We start from the raw sequence: 14525 nt of genomic DNA on the forward strand, positions 1-14525 counted from the left end.
TCCGTTCAGGCCAACAGCCCGCTGGCGAACCAGTCGGCTTGGTGACGCACGCCCGGCAGCGCGAAGAAGTAACCGCCGCCGGTCGGCGAGATGTAATCGACGAGCGGCTCGTCGATGAGTCGCTTCTGCACCGTGACGAACTGGCGCTCGAGATCCTGGTTGAAGCAGTTGAAGATCAGGCCGTTGTCGAGGTTGCCGTTCACGTCGACGCCGGAGTCGTAGTTGTATCCGCGGCGCAGCATCTGCTGCTGCTTCTGCTCGGGCGAGCGGTTGTTCGCGAGGCGGATGTGCGCATCCATCTGGATGACGTCTCCCGTCGGGTCCGTCTCGTAGCGCGGGTCGTCGAACTCGTGGCTGGCGGTGAGCGGGGCACCCGAGTCGCGGCGACGACCGATCATGTTCTCCTGCTCGTGCAGCGAGACCCGATCCCAGAACTCCACGAGCATGCGGATGATCCGCACCACGTGATACGAACCACCCTCGACCCAGCTCGGTTCCTTGGCACCGGCGTGCGTCCACACCAGCTCATTGGGCGCCTTCGAGCTGTCGAGCGCCGGATGCGCCGTGCCGTCTTTGAACCCGAGCAAGTTGCGCGGCGTGCCCGACGGACGCGGCGGCGAGACGAATCCGTCCTTGCGCCAGCGCACCTGCATGGCGCCGCGCGTTGCGCGCGCGATGTCGCGCAGGGCATGCGTCACCGTGTCGGGGTTGTGCGCGCAGATCTGCAGCAGCAGGTCGCCGTCGCACGTCGCACGGTCGAGGTCGTCGTTCGGGAAGTCCTCCATGGTGCGCAGCCTGTGCGGTTTCCGCGCGGCGAGCCCGAACCTGTCGTCGAACAGGGATGCTCCGAGAGATGCCGTCACGGTGAGCCCATCCGAGGGAACCTCGGGGCCGAGCACGCCCGAGTCGGACGGCGATGCCGTGATCCCCACGTCCTGCGGCGCTCCGCCTCCCGTGAGGAACCGGACCCGATCCGTGAGCTCCCGCATCATGGCCGTGAGCTCTGAGCGGTCGGTCGCCGTCACGTCGAACGACACGAACGCGGCGTTCCGCTGCGTGGGCGTCAGGATCCCGGCCTGGTGCGCGCCGTGGAAGGCGTACGACGCGTCGGCGCCGGACGCCGGGCTCGAGGTCGCCGCGACTGCGGCGGCCGGCGCCGCAGCGACGGCGGCGAGCGGTGCCGCGATGCCTGCACCGACGAGCCCGTGCAGGAATCCGCGGCGCGTGGCGCCTGCACCCGCGCGAACCCCGGCCGGCTCGGAGACCCGGCGCTCGGAGCCATGGCGCACGGAGAGCTGAGACTCAGGGAACTGCAACTCAGGGGCCCGAGACTCGGAGAGCTGAGAGTCGGGGAGCTGAGAGTCGGGGACTCCGTGATCGTGGAAGGGACACCGGTTCACGACGCCGACCTCCGCACGTCGCAGATGGCGGCGATCGGGGCGAGCAGCTCGATGGTCGTGTCGATCTGCGCATTCACCCGTTCGCGCTGGGTCCTGCTGAGGCTCTGCAGCGGCGTCCACGATCCGTCGGCGGCACGGAACGACTCGACAAGCTTCTGGGACGCGGCGATGGCGGCATCCGTCTTGGCGAGATCCGGGTAGCGGGACTTCAGGATGCCGCGCAGCGGCTCCAGCGCCTGCACCGTCCCTGTCAGGTTGGCGTCGACCGTCGCGAGGTTGGTGTGGCTGCCGGCATCCGTCTTGCCGGTGAGTTCGAACTGCAGGGCGTTCTCCAAGATCTCGTGGGCACGCAGCCCGATGTCGAGCGGATCGATCCGCGCGTTCGAGAAGTCGGTGCGGAGGTGATCGATGTCGTCCACGAGTTGCGCGGCGACGGGAGCGATGTCGGCCGCCGGGGCGCCCGACCAGAGCAGGGCCTCGATCTTGTGGAATCCGGTCAGGTCCGGATCGTCGAGGGCGGTCCGTCCCGAGACGGGCGTGCCGTTGATGGCGGTGTCCGCATCGCCGAACGCACCGTAGGCTGCACCGAGCGATTCGTACTCGAGGTGCGCGGTCAGCCAGTCGGTCCTGGCCTTGCCGAGGTCGCCGGATGCCGCATCCGCGCTGAGCGCCTGGGCGTCGGCTTCGAGCGTGGGGAGCCTGCTCTGAATCCAGGCGCCGTACTGCTTCGAGGCCGGAATGAGGTCGTTCTGCGTCACAGGGACGATGCCCGGCGTCGCATCCGCGACATGCACGGCGCCCGCCACGGAGACGACGGGCCCGGCGATCGGATCCTCGTCGGCCGGAAGACAGATGAACCGGTACTTCCCCGCGCCGACGGTGACGTGGGCACGGGTGGTGGTCCCTGCGCCGAGCGATTCGAGATCCAGGTAGACGGACTTGCTGGAGGCGGACTGCAGGTAGACGTCCATGCCCGCGATCGAGGTGTTCTTCACGTCGAACGTCTGGGTCCCCGCCCTCGCGTCGGACCAGCCCGTTCCACAGCCGGAGATGGCGGCGGTGACAGTGTAGGCATCCGGATGCTCGCCCGCGCTCGACCCGCTCCTGGTCGTCACGGTCACGACGACGCCCGCCGCAATGACCACGGCGAGCGCACCCGCCAGCACCCCGTATTTCGTTGCTGTCCGCACCACTCGCCTCGTCGTCACACCGCCTCGACGCGCCGACCGCCTGTGATCGCATCCCGTGCCATGACGGCATGGAAGACGGAGGTGTCAGCGCTCGCCGGGCCGATCCCGGCCCCGAACGGATGCCAGCCTGGCACCGGATTCGGGCGCGTTCACCGGCCGTTCACCGAGTTCACGCACTGTTCAGCGAGTGCTCGCCAGGAGACCCACAAGCGCGGGTAGACCGCGCGGTTCGCGCGCCGCGCAACGGCCCGGTCGCGCGAGGTCGCGGAGTGCGTTTCGACTCGCGAGTTCGCGGGCCTCGTGCACGCTCCCCCAGCGGACTCGAGGGTGCCGGTGCGCTCGGCGCGCTCGAGGGTGCAGTGCGCGTGACGCGCTCGTGCTCAGCGACCGGCGGTTGCGGTCTGCGGGGCGGAGGAAACAACATCCGCCTTGCCGCGGAAGGTGAAGAACACGAAGATCAGCGCGAGCACCTCGGCCGCGATGCCGAGGAACAGGCCGAAGGCGAGCGGGCCCGGTGCGTGACCGGACGCGAACGTCGTGAAGTCCCAGAGGCCGTGCAGCACCATCGCCCAGATGAGGCTCCCCGTGACGCGACGCACGATGTAGAAGCCCGTTCCGCCGAGGAACGCCAGCCCGATCTGCTGCAGGGTGCCCGGCAGCGGAGCACCGAACGCGAGGTTGCCGGCGTGCATCAGTCCGAACAGGGCGCTCGTGATGAACCACACCCATGGCTCGCGCAGGTTCGCGCGGAGGCCGACGAGCAGCAGACCGCGGGTGGTGAACTCCTCGTTGAAGCCGACCATGACGCCCAGCAGCAGGAGCGGCACGATGTAGGCGAGGTCGATCCCGCCCCAGTCGATGCCGAACGCCAGGGTGAGCAGTGCGGCGAACGCCATGAGCGCCGGCGCGACGATGGGCCACCTGTGCTTCGATGTGGACTTCTCGAACAACGCGGGACGCCACCAGCCCAGGGCGCTCGCGATGACGATCAGCACCACGGCGCCGCAGACGAGGAAGAGGTCTGCGCCTCTCCAGAGATTCGAGGCGCTGTCCCCGATGGCGGTATACGGCACTCCGGCGACCGTCCCGACGACGAGCACGACGACGACGTAGGCGAGCCAGACGAGAAGCCCGATCCACCAGCGAGCAGCAACGCGCATGCGCTGATCCCTTCCCCCAAGAGACGACAGTCGAGTCATTCTCGCAGACCCATGCGGATGCCCGGCGACGCGCCACAGACCGCGGAGCGTGTCGGAATTTCAGCGCTCGGCGTCGAACAGCGGACGCGCGAGCGCGAAGTATCCGCTCCTGTCGAATCCGTCTATGAGGGTCTCCTGCACGACGGCCCCCTGCAACACCCCGATCAGCAGCGGGGCAAGCTCTGCCGCGCGTGCCTCGGATGCCGCAGCCGACACCTCGCGCACCTCACGCAGCCACAGCGCGAACTGGTCGGCGATGGCCGACATCAAAAGCGGGAAGACCCGCCGGAACGACTCCCTCAGCTCGGGGTCGACGGATGCCTGACCCCACACCTGCAGCGGCATCGCGGTGCCGCCCACCTGGTCGACGATGGCATCGAGCAGCCCGCTCATCGCGTCGAGCGGATGCAGCGGCACGCCGTGCGCGTCGCGCGCGTTCCGCAGAGAAGCGGGTCCGGCCTCGAGCACCCGATCGGTGACGGCGGCGACGATCTCGCCCTTGCCGGTGAAGTGCCCGTAGATCGCTCCGGCCGAGAGCCCGGACTCGGCGATGATGTCGCTCATCGAGCTCTCCTTGAAGCCGCGGCGCAGGAAGCTCCGCACCGCGGCGTCGAGGATCTGTTGACGGCGCGCCTCGCGGTGTTCGTCACTCACCTTCGGCATCGATCGCCCCTCATCCGCCGTCCACCGGACCGGCTCTGTTCGTCGTTCCATTCTCTTCGACGAGGATCGACAAGGTTCGCCGCCGGTCGTCGGTGCCGGTCCTGGTGCCGGTCCTGGTGCCGGTCCTGGTGCCGGTCGCGATCCGCTCCGATGTCGGATCTCCTGACCCGTGTTGTCACTTTCGCCCTCTGTAGCGACAACAGACGCCAGGAAGTTGGGCCGCGTTGCGCCTCCCCCGGTACGCCCTGCGGAACTGCTGGCTCATGGTGTCGCTTCCGCGCGGCGATGCGACACAAGGCGCCAGGGATTTCGAGGTTGGAGTGCCGAGCAGGTCTCGCCGGTCCGGATGGCGGGTATCCGGGCAGGCGCGGAATCGGTCACGCCGGTTGACATGTGACTGCATCACACTCACAATAAAGAACGAACATTCGTTTTTCTAGATGATCCACCAATCCGAGTCAAGGCCCATCCGCATTCGGCAGGGGACTACTCGGCGCGGCACGGGACCACTCGCGCGTGGCACGCACCGCGGCGCCACGGGGTGCGGAGCCGACCGAGGCGCCCGGCGCCCGCCCGGCTGCTCCGCCCCGCGCGGCCCGACAAGGCCCATCGCCCTGCGCGGCCCGCCCTGCCCTCCGCCCCTGCAACTGCATCGCTTCACTCCTGACAACTGCATCCCCTCACTCCTGACAACTGCATCCCTTCACTCCTGATTGGAGTCCGTCATGACCGAACGCATCGCCCACACCACGTGGTCGCGCACCCTGCTCATCGGAGTCGGCGCAGCGATCGCCATCGGCGTCGTCGTGCTGGCCTTCCTCTGGCCCACCGTCACGTCCTCGCCCAAAGACCTGCCGCTGGCCGTCACCGGTCCGAGCGCTCAGGTGACCGCCGTGGAAACCGCACTGCACAAGGCCCAGCCCGATCTCTTCGACGTCACGACGGTCGACAGCCGTGGCGACATCGTGTCTGGACTGAAGGACCGCACCTACTTCGGCGGGATCGTCGTGGGGAGCTCGCCCGAAGTGCTCACGGCATCCGCGGAGGGTCCCGTCGCCAGTCAGGTGATGACGCAGGTGCAGGGCATCCTTCAGGCACAGGCGAGCGCCGCCGTCCAGCAGGCCGTTCAGCAGGGGGCGGCTGCGGCTGCCGCGAAGGGCGCGTCCGCTCAGCAGGTGCTGCAGGTGATCGGCTCTGCACCGAAGGTGACCGTGAAGCTCACGGATGTCGTGCCGCTCGCGAGCACCGACTCCCGCGGATCCGGCATCACCGCCGCAGCCTTTCCGCTCGCGCTCGGCGGGATGATCGGCGGCGTGATCATCTCGCTCCTCGTCTCCGGCGTGTGGCGTCGGCTGACGGCATCCGTGCTGTACGCGGTGGCGGCCGGCTTCGTCGTGGTGAGCATCATGCAGCCCTGGTTCGGCGTGCTGCAGGGGTCGTACCTGCTCAACGTGGGCGCCATGGCGCTGTCGGTGTTCGCGACCGCATCCTTCATCATCGGGATGTCATCGCTGATCGGTCCGGCCGGCATCGCGGTCGGCGCCGTGGTCACGATCCTGATCGGGAACCCGCTGGCGGGCGCAGCGCAGCCGTCGCAGTTCCTCCCCGGATCGTGGGGCGAGGTCGGCCAGTGGTTCGTTCCCGGCGCGGCGAACACGCTGCTGCGCAACCTCTCGTACTTCCCGGATGCCTCATCGGCGTTCCCGCTGCTCGTGCTGGCCGGTTGGTCGGTCCTGGGAATCGTGGCGCAGTTCGCCGGGCACTTCCGCTCGCGCGAGGTCGTGCACGTGCCGGGAGCCGACGACGAGGATGCGGTGGCCGTCGCAGCGTAGGACGCATCACTCCGTCGCGCAGACGCCGGTCGCGACCGGCGTGCTGCCGGCGCCGGCCACCACCGGCTCGAGCTCGTCGAGGGTGAGGGCGTAGCCGGTGTCGGCATCCGTCGTCGAACGCGCGAACACCATGCCGACGACCTCACCCTGATCGTCGAAGAGCGGACCACCCGAGTTGCCCGGACGCACCGTCGCGCGCAGCGAGTAGATGTCGCGCAGGACGGCGTCGTGCTGGTAGATGTCCGTTCCGGCGGCGTTGAGCTCGCCGCGGATGCGGGCCGATCCCAGGGTGTACGGTCCGCCGCCCGGATACCCGGCCACCACTGCACCGTCACCAGCCGTCAGCGTGCCACCGGTGGAAAGCGCAGGGGCCGTGAGGTCCGGCACGCTGAGCACCGCGACGTCGCGCTGCGGGTCGAACGCCACCACCGTGGCGGAGTAGCCACGGCCATCCTGCCCGATCACGCCGACGGAGGATGCCCCCGCCACGACGTGCGCATTCGTCACGACCACGCCCTGAGCTTCGACCCACCCGCTTCCCGTGGACTCCATGGAACAGCTGGCCTGCACGGCATCCACCTTCACCACGCTCGCGGACTCCGCCTGCACGGCTGCCGGGATGCTCGGGTCGGGGGCCGCGATGCTCGGGATCGTCTCCCCGCCCGAGAACACCTCGGGAAGCCCGGCGCCGGCGAGCGCGTCATCCAGGGCGCCCAGCGCCGTCGATGGGGGTACCGGCGCGATGTCGTCCAGCATCGTGACGATGCGCGATGCGGATGCCAGTTGCGACGCCGGGTAGATCGACGACGACTGTGCGAACCCGGCAAGCAGCCAGACGACCGCGGCCCACGCGACGACACCGATCACGGCCCCGCCGGTCGAGTCGACGTTGTTGAGGGGACCGCGGTGGCCGATCCGCCCGCGGAGCATCACGCCGACGGTGGATGCGACGCCGTACAGCACGGATCCGCAGACCAGCACGACGGCCGCCGCGAGGATCGTGCGCGCGATGGTGCTGCCGTGCCCCTGCGGCATCACCCAGCCGACGATCGGGGCCGCCAGCAGCAAGCCGATCCAGAGCCCGGCGACCAGCCCCACCATGGACAGCGCCGTCACCAGGGCGCCTCGGCGCCATCCGACGGCGATCGCTGCGACCGCTGCGAGAGCGAGCACGATGTCGACGGGGAGCTCCACCCGACTACTGTGGCGGGCGTTGCTGTGCGGGTGCTGGAGCGCGGGTGGAGGCCGCCTGTGGTGAAGCGCCGAGTCTGCTGCGGGTGTTCTGGTGTCGGCGCCAGCACGGTCCCGGCCATAGGGTCGACGAATGGCAGACGAAAGATCCGGCATCCGAACGAATGCGAGTCCCTCTGGCGTACCCGGCGTCATCGTCGTGGGATCGATCAACACCGACCTGGTGGTGACCGCCGAGCGCATCGTGGAGCCCGGCGAGACGATCGCCGGCACGGGATTCGACGTCGGACAGGGTGGCAAAGGTGCGAATCAGGCATCCGCCGCAGCAGCAGCGGGTGCCGCAGCCGGTACTCGCGTGGCGATGATCGGATGTGTCGGCGACGACGCCAACGGACGCGACGCGGTCGCCGCCCTGCGCGACTGCGGCGTCGACGTGTCGCACATCACGACGGCGGATGCTCCGACCGGCGTCGCCCTGATCCAGGTCGCCTCCGACGGTGAGAACGCCATCACGGTGGTGGCCGGCGCGAACGCCCGGCTCTCCCCTGCCGCGGTGGACGCGGCGTTCGCCGAGCTGGACACCGCGCTTCACCAGGAAACGGACCCGCCGGACGACGAGCGCGTCGAGCGCGACCCGGACGCGCAGCCCGATCCGGACGTCTCGCATCGCGGCAGCCCTGCCGCACCGGTCGTCGTGCTCTGCCTCGAGATACCCCTGGAGACGGTGACGCACGCCGCGGTCTCGGCGCGTGCGCGCGGCTGGACGGTCGTGCTGAATCCGACACCGGTGCCGCACAACCCGTTGCCTCGGGAGCTTCTGGCCGCGCTGGATGTGCTCGTTCCGAATGAGCAGGAGGCCACGGCCCTTGGGCGCGCCGGGGCGATGTCCGTGCCTGCGCACTGCGCCGTCGTCGTGACGCGCGGCGAGGCCGGAGCCGTGCTGTTCCGCGAGCGCGACGACCTCGTGGTGCCGGCACCCGCGGTGGATCCGGTGGACACGACGGGTGCCGGGGATGCGTTCATCGGCGTGCTGGCGGCATCCCTCGCCGAAGGCCGGGACCTCGCCGAAGCGGTGCGACGCGCCGTGGCCGGCGGGGCCATCGCGACGCTGGGGGCGGGGGCGCGGGGATCGCTGCCCACGGCATCCGCAATCGAGGATCTCCTGCAGCCCTGAGCCGCGCACGGGCGCCCACCGCGATGGGCCGAACCGTTCACCGCTGCAGTGCGGTCACTGCTGGGGTGCGGTCACCGTGCAGTCCGGTCACTGCTGGGGTGCGGTCACCGTTGTGGTGCCTCCCTGCTGTGATGCCTCACTGCTGTGGGCGCTCACGGTTGAAGTGCGCTCCAGCGGCATTCCGGGGCGACACGCCGTTGGGCGCGTGCAACGCGCCGGGGTGATGCTCGGAGTGCCGCTGGAGCACACGCCCCGACCCGGCCACCGCCGCGCATGGCAGTTCGACGACCGCTCAGCCGAGGTGGGCGAGCTTCGACATGAGGTCGACCATGCTCACGGTCGGGTCCGTGCAGACGGCGATCGGCTGGCCCTGTTCCTCGTTGTCCATGCCGACGAGATCGTCGAGGTGACCGGAGACTTTGCAGTGCTCGAAGTACTGCTCGGCGCGCGGATACTCCGCCCCGACGAACACCACCTGTTTCGTCGAATCGGGTGGGGGCGGGAGCGTCGCGAGGGCGTTGTGTCCGCTGTAGACGCCGGGCGATCCGGCCGGGAGATACCGCTCGAGGGCTCCCGCCTCGCCGTAGTTCGTCGTGACGATGGCGGTGTCGTCCTCTGACGCGAGCCGGTGCACGACGTGATCCACTTCGTCGACGTACTGCGGCCATCCGACCTGGTCCCGGATCGCCTGGTCGATCGCGCCGATCGGCGTCTTCGCCTCGGTCTGCACGGGAAGGATCGGAAGCGACAGCAGGATGCTCCCCAGCGAGCTGACGACGATGGCCGCGATCACCAGCGCGAGGCGGCCGCCGTGTCCGCGTGCCCAGTCGGCGGCGGGGACGCATCCGATCGCGAAGACCGTCGCCAGGAGTCCGTATCCGTAGTAGACCTGCGATCCGGCGAGGAAGACCAGCGCCATCACGACGAGCAGAGCGATCGGGATCCATCTCAGCGGACGCCACGCCGTGCGTCGGAGCAACGCGACGATTCCGGCGATCCAGATCGGCACCAGGAACGGTCCCAGCTCGATGAGGATGAACGGCACGAGCAGCGGACGCACGTCGCCGCTCTTCTCCGCCGCGAGCGCCGCACCCATCTGGAGCTGCGGCCATCCGTTCAGCACCTGGTAGACGAGGTTGGGCGCGCCGACGACGAGTGCGACTCCGATGCCGGCGTACGGCCACCAGGTCGCCAGCGCCTTGCGTGGCCCGAGCACGAGCATCCCGATCGCAATGCCCACGAGGAGCATGGCGACCAGCAGCTTGTTGTACATGCTGAGGCCGACGACGAGCCCCGCGACGATCCACCACCAGGGCTGATCGCGCGTGAAGACCCGGATGACCAACAGCATCACCAGCGGCCAGACGATGAGATCGAGGGATGCCGTGAACAACGAGTGACCCATGATCAGTGTCACCGCGCCGAACGCGTACCCCCACGCGGCGAGCCCCTGCGCCAGCATGCCGCCGCCCACCTCGCGCGCGATGAGCGCCACGATCGCGACGGATGCCACGGCGAACAGGATCGACGGCACGTGCAGCGACCACGGCTGGTCGCCGAACACCAGGGTGGCGTGCGCGATCAACGGAGTCAGCGGCGGCTGGTCGACGTACCCCCACGCCGGCGGCAGCATGCGGAAGTACAGCTCGTCGCGGTGATAGCCGTACACATTCGACGTGGCACCGAGCAGGAGCAGCAGCGTGCCCATCGCGGTGAACACGGGCAGCCACGCGAACCCGGGCAGCGCGCGGTCGCGGTGAAGGAAGGATGGTGCGGCGACAGTCGCCGTCATGGGATCAGGGTAGCGGGAGGCCCGTGTCCTCCGATCGGACGACACGGACCCCGCCCGGTCGTCGGTGCCGCGACGGCGAGCGGATGACGAACCTGGGAAGTGGCATCCGATCGGGCGCCGAATCCTCGGGAAGGAACCTCATGTCACACGCAGCGGGCAGCGGTATGGCAGCCGGGTCGACAGTGGGCACGGCCGGTGCCGGCACTGGCACGAAGGGCAACGTCACGGCGCTCGTCGGCCTGATCATCGCCGTGTCGATGACCACCATCGACCAGACGATCGTCGCGCTGTCGGCGCCGACGATCGAACGCGACCTGAACCTCACGCACGATGCGATGCAGTGGGCGGTCAACGCGTACCTCGTCGCGACGGCCGCGTTCTTCCTGCTCGGCGGGCGTCTCGCCGACGTGATCGGCCACAAGCGCATGGCGCTGATCGGCATCGCGGGCTTCGGCGTGACCTCCGTGCTGTGCGGGCTCGCACCGGAGGGCGACCTCGCGGCACCGTGGCTGATCACGGCCAGGGCGCTGCAGGGCATCGCGGGAGCGTTCATGTTCCCGGCCGCGATCGGACTCGTCGTGCAGGACTTTCCGCGCGAGTCACGCGGTCGTGCGATGGCGATCTTCTTCGCGATCACCGGCGCCATGACCGCCCTCGGGCCGATCGCAGGCGGATTCCTCAGCGAGTGGACCTGGCGGGCGATCTTCTTCGTGAACGTTCCGCTCGCGATCGTCGCGTTCGTCATCGTCGCGCTGGCCGCCGCACCGTCCGCTCGGCGTCGTGAACGAATCGACGTGCTGGGGGCTCTCGTGGCAGCGGCCGGGCTCGGACTCATCGTGTTCGGCCTCCAGCAGGCCGGCTCGTGGGGCTGGGACAGCCCGGCGGTGATCGGCGCACTCGTGGCGGGCATCCTGCTCGTCGGAGTCTTCGTGCTGATCGAGTCGCGCAGCGCTCAGCCGCTCGTGAAGCTCCGCGTGTTCCGCGACCGCGGGTTCACGCTCGCCACGCTCGCGACGATGTTCGCCTCGATCGCCTTCATCTCGACCTTCTTCTTCCTGAGCGTCTACGGCCAGGTGTCACTCGAGCTCTCTGCGCTGTCGACAGGCCTGCTGTTCCTCAAGTTCTTCATCGGGTTCGTCGTCGCCTCCCGTCTCGGATCCGTACGCTTCGACCGCAGCGGCGCCAAGGGCGTGCTGATCCTCGGCGGACTCGCCGGTGCTGCCGGCTTCGCCTGGCTCGCGTACGCGGTGACGAACATCCCGGCTGACGCCGACTCCTTCTTCAACGCGCAGACCTGGCCGATCATGCTGGCCGGCGCAGGCATCGGCTTCATGTTCAGCGCCGCCAGCACGGATGCCGTCAATCGCGCCATCGGCGCCTCCTACGGCGAGGTGACCGCCGTGTCGCAGACGATGCGCAACTTCGGCGGAGCGCTCGGCATCGCCGTGCTCGGCACGATCGTCACCGGCGCGGTGAGCGACAAGGTGACGGCCTCGTTCACGAAACTCGGCGCGAGCGCGCAGGATGCCGCGGATGCCGTCGCCCGCATCGGCGGTGCCGCCTCGGCCGGCACGGAGAGCAGTCTGTCTCACCTGAGCGACTCGGTCCGCGAGCAGTTCCTCCGCGCCGTGCACCAGGGATACGCGGACTCCGTCGCCTGGGCGTTCGCCGGCATGGCAGTCGCGATGCTCGTTGTCGCGGTGCTCGGCGTGCTGTACCCGAAGGGTCAGGTCTCGGCGAAGTTCGACGAGACCTCCAGCGATGCGTCCGGCGAGGCTCCCGAAGAGTCATCTGCCGCGGCACCCGCGGACACTACAGTCTGAACGATGGACACCTCGGATCCAGCCGCGGTACCGCCGGCTGAGCCTGTCGAAGCCAAGCCTGTCGAGACCACGTCGGTTGACGGGTTTCGGCCGGCTCAACCCTCGGGGACGGCTCAACCCTCGGTGGCGGGCCGCCCCTCAGACGCGGACTTCCGTGACTGGCTGATCTTCGCCGCCCTCGCCACGGTCGGCACGGCCGTGGTGGTGCTGGCGAATCCGATCACGATGACGAGCGCTGCGATCTCCGCGGCGCTCGTCATCGCGCTGCAGGTCCTCTACTGGTTCCTGGCGCGGCCGAGCGTGGCGGGCATCCGTCAGGATTCGTGGCGAGCCTGGACGTTCGGCGCCATCGCGCTCGTCGCGTTCACAGCCGCCGTCATCCTCAACCCCTGGGCGTCGCTGGCGCTGTTCGCGCTCTGCCCCGAGATCTTCCTGCTGCTCACGCCGGCAGCCGCGGCGATCGCGGTGGTGCTGATCAACGCCATCCCGCTGGTCTTCCGCCTCACGATCAACACCGTTCCGCTGCCCGACGCCGTGCAGCTGATCGGCACCACGGTGTTCATCATCGCGTTCTCCATCTTCTTCTCGGGACGGATGCTCGCAGTCACCGCTCAGAACGAGGAACGTCGGCGGCTGATCGACGAGCTCCACGAGCGCGAGGCCCAGGTGGCGGCGCTCTCTGCTGAGCGCGGAGCCGGAGCCGAGCGCGCCAGAATCGCCCGCGAGATGCACGACACCCTCGCCCAGGGGTTCACGTCGATCATCACGCTCGGCCACGCTGTGGAGCACGAGCTCGACACGGATCCGGATGCCGTGCGCCGCCACGTCGCCCTCATCACCGAGACCGCGCGGGAGAACCTCGACGAGTCCCGTCGCATCATCGCGGCACTGACGCCGTCGCGCCTGGAGGATGCGTCTCTCGCCGAGGCGCTCCGCCGTCTGGTCGACCGGTTCCAGGCGGAAACGGGGGTTGCCGCCGAGTTCGTCCTGAACGGAACCGAACATCCCGAGCCGCCCGCCATCGAGGTGGTGATCCTCCGAGTCGCGCAGGAGTGCCTGGCGAACGTGCGCAAGCACGCCTCCGCCGGCAACGTCGACGTGGTGCTCAGCTACTCAGCGGACTCCCTCTCGCTGTCCGTGCTGGACGACGGGGTCGGATTCGATCCGGAATCCGTGGGCTCGGAGCGCGTGAATGCGACGCCGTCGCGAGCGGAACTGTCGCGAACAGAGCCGTCGCGAACAGGGTCGTCGCGAACAGGGTCGTCGCGACGAGAGTCCGTTCTCTCCGGACGTGACGGCGGCTACGGTCTTCGCGGAATGCACGAGCGTGTGAACGAAGCCGGCGGCTCGCTCGAGGTGAGGTCGGATGCCGGGGCGGGCACGGGCATCCGTGTCACGGTTCCTCTGCCGGTCGAGCCCCTGAGCGCGGATGCCGCCGACCGCGAGACCGGACCCGCCCCGCTCGTGGACGCCGCGCACCTGAGCGACACGACGTCAAGCGACACGACGTCAAGCGACACAGCGCAGAGCGACACAGCGCAGAGCGACGAGACCGAGCGCGGCCGGTCCTCCGACACGAAGGAGCTGCCGTGATACGCATCGTGCTCGTGGACGATCATCCGATCGTGCGAGAGGGAATCCGCGCCATGCTGTCGGCGTTCGACGACGTGGAGATCGTGGGGCAGGCATCCGCGGGGCCGGAGGCGGTCGAGCTGGCCGCACGGCTGCGTCCGGATCTCGTGCTCATGGACCTGCGGATGCCGGGCGGCGACGGCGTCGACGCCTCCCGCGCCATCACCGCTGCCGGCACGGCGCGGGTCGTCGTGCTCACGACGTACGAGACGGATCGCGACATCCTGCGCGCGATCGAGGCCGGAGCATCCGGATACCTGCTCAAGGACATCGAACCGGATGCCCTCGCCCGGGCCGTGCGCGCCGCCTCTCGCGGCGAGACCGTGCTGACGCCCTCGGCGCAGACCGCCCTGATCGGCAGCATGCAGAACCGCGCCACTGCAGCACCCGCATTGTCACCGCAGGAGGTGAACGTGCTGCGGCTTGCGGCTCAGGGACGCACCAACGCCGCCATCGGCGCCGAACTCTTCGTCAGCGAGACCACGGTGAAGACGTACCTGAGCCGGGCGTACGAGAAGCTCGGCGTCGCCGACCGCACGTCCGCGGTGCGGAAGGCGATCGAGCTGGGTGTGATCAGCTGAGGCCAGGTCCTCGGCAACAGCCGCGACTTGCCCCCTCGGCGCCCGCTC

General features: G+C 69.2%; 11 protein-coding genes. 5 read left to right on the forward strand and 6 right to left on the reverse strand.

From position 1 onward, the window contains the following. Nucleotides 1–5: 5 nt before the first annotated feature. From efeB to ACX9R5_RS00415, 4 genes are all read right to left on the reverse strand, one after another. Nucleotides 6–1289 (reverse strand): iron uptake transporter deferrochelatase/peroxidase subunit, encoded by a 1284-nt coding sequence (gene efeB / locus ACX9R5_RS00400; RefSeq protein WP_459407030.1) that lies wholly within the window; start codon nt 1287–1289, stop codon nt 6–8. Nucleotides 1290–1396: 107 nt separating this feature from the next. After that, entirely contained in the window at nt 1397–2590 is a 1194-nt protein-coding gene (locus ACX9R5_RS00405; RefSeq protein ID WP_459407031.1) for an imelysin family protein, read from the reverse strand. A 380-nt stretch (nt 2591–2970) separates the two neighbouring features. Beyond that, entirely contained in the window at nt 2971–3750 is a 780-nt protein-coding gene (locus ACX9R5_RS00410; RefSeq protein WP_459407032.1) for a CPBP family intramembrane glutamic endopeptidase, read from the reverse strand. A 99-nt stretch (nt 3751–3849) separates the two neighbouring features. Further along, nucleotides 3850–4452: a TetR/AcrR family transcriptional regulator gene (locus ACX9R5_RS00415; protein WP_459407033.1), complete on the reverse strand. Its 603-nt coding sequence runs from the start codon at nt 4450–4452 to the stop codon at nt 3850–3852. A gap of 725 nt (nt 4453–5177) precedes the next feature. Here ACX9R5_RS00415 and ACX9R5_RS00420 point away from each other — a divergent pair. After that, nucleotides 5178–6284 carry a hypothetical protein gene (locus ACX9R5_RS00420; protein ID WP_459407034.1) on the forward strand — a complete coding sequence of 369 codons (1107 nt, stop codon included), beginning with the start codon at nt 5178–5180 and terminating at the stop codon, nt 6282–6284. 6 nt (nt 6285–6290) lie between these two features. On the opposite strand, the gene ACX9R5_RS00425 is transcribed toward ACX9R5_RS00420, so the two are convergent. Beyond that, entirely contained in the window at nt 6291–7478 is a 1188-nt protein-coding gene (locus tag ACX9R5_RS00425; RefSeq protein WP_459407035.1) for a MarP family serine protease, read from the reverse strand. A gap of 130 nt (nt 7479–7608) precedes the next feature. On the opposite strand from ACX9R5_RS00425, the gene ACX9R5_RS00430 reads away from it, so the two are divergent. Continuing rightward, nucleotides 7609–8649: a ribokinase gene (locus ACX9R5_RS00430; protein ID WP_459407036.1), complete on the forward strand. Its 1041-nt coding sequence runs from the start codon at nt 7609–7611 to the stop codon at nt 8647–8649. Nucleotides 8650–8941: 292 nt separating this feature from the next. Here the strand turns inward: ACX9R5_RS00430 and ACX9R5_RS00435 are convergent, their stop codons facing one another. After that, nucleotides 8942–10441 (reverse strand): ArnT family glycosyltransferase, encoded by a 1500-nt coding sequence (locus tag ACX9R5_RS00435; protein WP_459407037.1) that lies wholly within the window; start codon nt 10439–10441, stop codon nt 8942–8944. 140 nt (nt 10442–10581) lie between these two features. Between ACX9R5_RS00435 and ACX9R5_RS00440 the strand changes: the two genes are divergently transcribed. From ACX9R5_RS00440 to ACX9R5_RS00450, 3 genes are all read left to right on the forward strand, one after another. Continuing rightward, on the forward strand, nt 10582–12264 hold the full coding sequence (locus ACX9R5_RS00440) for an MFS transporter (protein ID WP_459407038.1): 1683 nt from the start codon (nt 10582–10584) through the stop codon (nt 12262–12264). Nucleotides 12265–12387: 123 nt separating this feature from the next. Beyond that, entirely contained in the window at nt 12388–13857 is a 1470-nt protein-coding gene (locus ACX9R5_RS00445; RefSeq protein ID WP_459407039.1) for a sensor histidine kinase, read from the forward strand. Continuing rightward, nucleotides 13854–14477 (forward strand): response regulator, encoded by a 624-nt coding sequence (locus ACX9R5_RS00450; protein ID WP_459407040.1) that lies wholly within the window; start codon nt 13854–13856, stop codon nt 14475–14477. The genes ACX9R5_RS00445 and ACX9R5_RS00450 overlap by 4 nt, the downstream gene beginning before the upstream one ends. The last annotated feature ends 48 nt before the right edge of the window (nt 14478–14525 follow it).

It is taken from the genome of Rathayibacter sp. CAU 1779, from assembly GCF_054551755.1.

What these genes read in the sequence shown, in the direction of transcription:
- ACX9R5_RS00420 (WP_459407034.1), top strand. Translation starts at nt 5,178, where the DNA reads ATGACCGAACGCATCGCCCACACCACGTGGTCGCGCACCCTGCTCATC.
- ACX9R5_RS00430 (WP_459407036.1), top strand. Translation starts at nt 7,609, where the DNA reads ATGGCAGACGAAAGATCCGGCATCCGAACGAATGCGAGTCCCTCTGGC.
- ACX9R5_RS00440 (WP_459407038.1), top strand. Translation starts at nt 10,582, where the DNA reads ATGTCACACGCAGCGGGCAGCGGTATGGCAGCCGGGTCGACAGTGGGC.
- ACX9R5_RS00435 (WP_459407037.1), bottom strand. Translation starts at nt 10,441, where the DNA reads ATGACGGCGACTGTCGCCGCACCATCCTTCCTTCACCGCGACCGCGCG.
- ACX9R5_RS00415 (WP_459407033.1), bottom strand. Translation starts at nt 4,452, where the DNA reads ATGCCGAAGGTGAGTGACGAACACCGCGAGGCGCGCCGTCAACAGATC.
- ACX9R5_RS00410 (WP_459407032.1), bottom strand. Translation starts at nt 3,750, where the DNA reads ATGCGCGTTGCTGCTCGCTGGTGGATCGGGCTTCTCGTCTGGCTCGCC.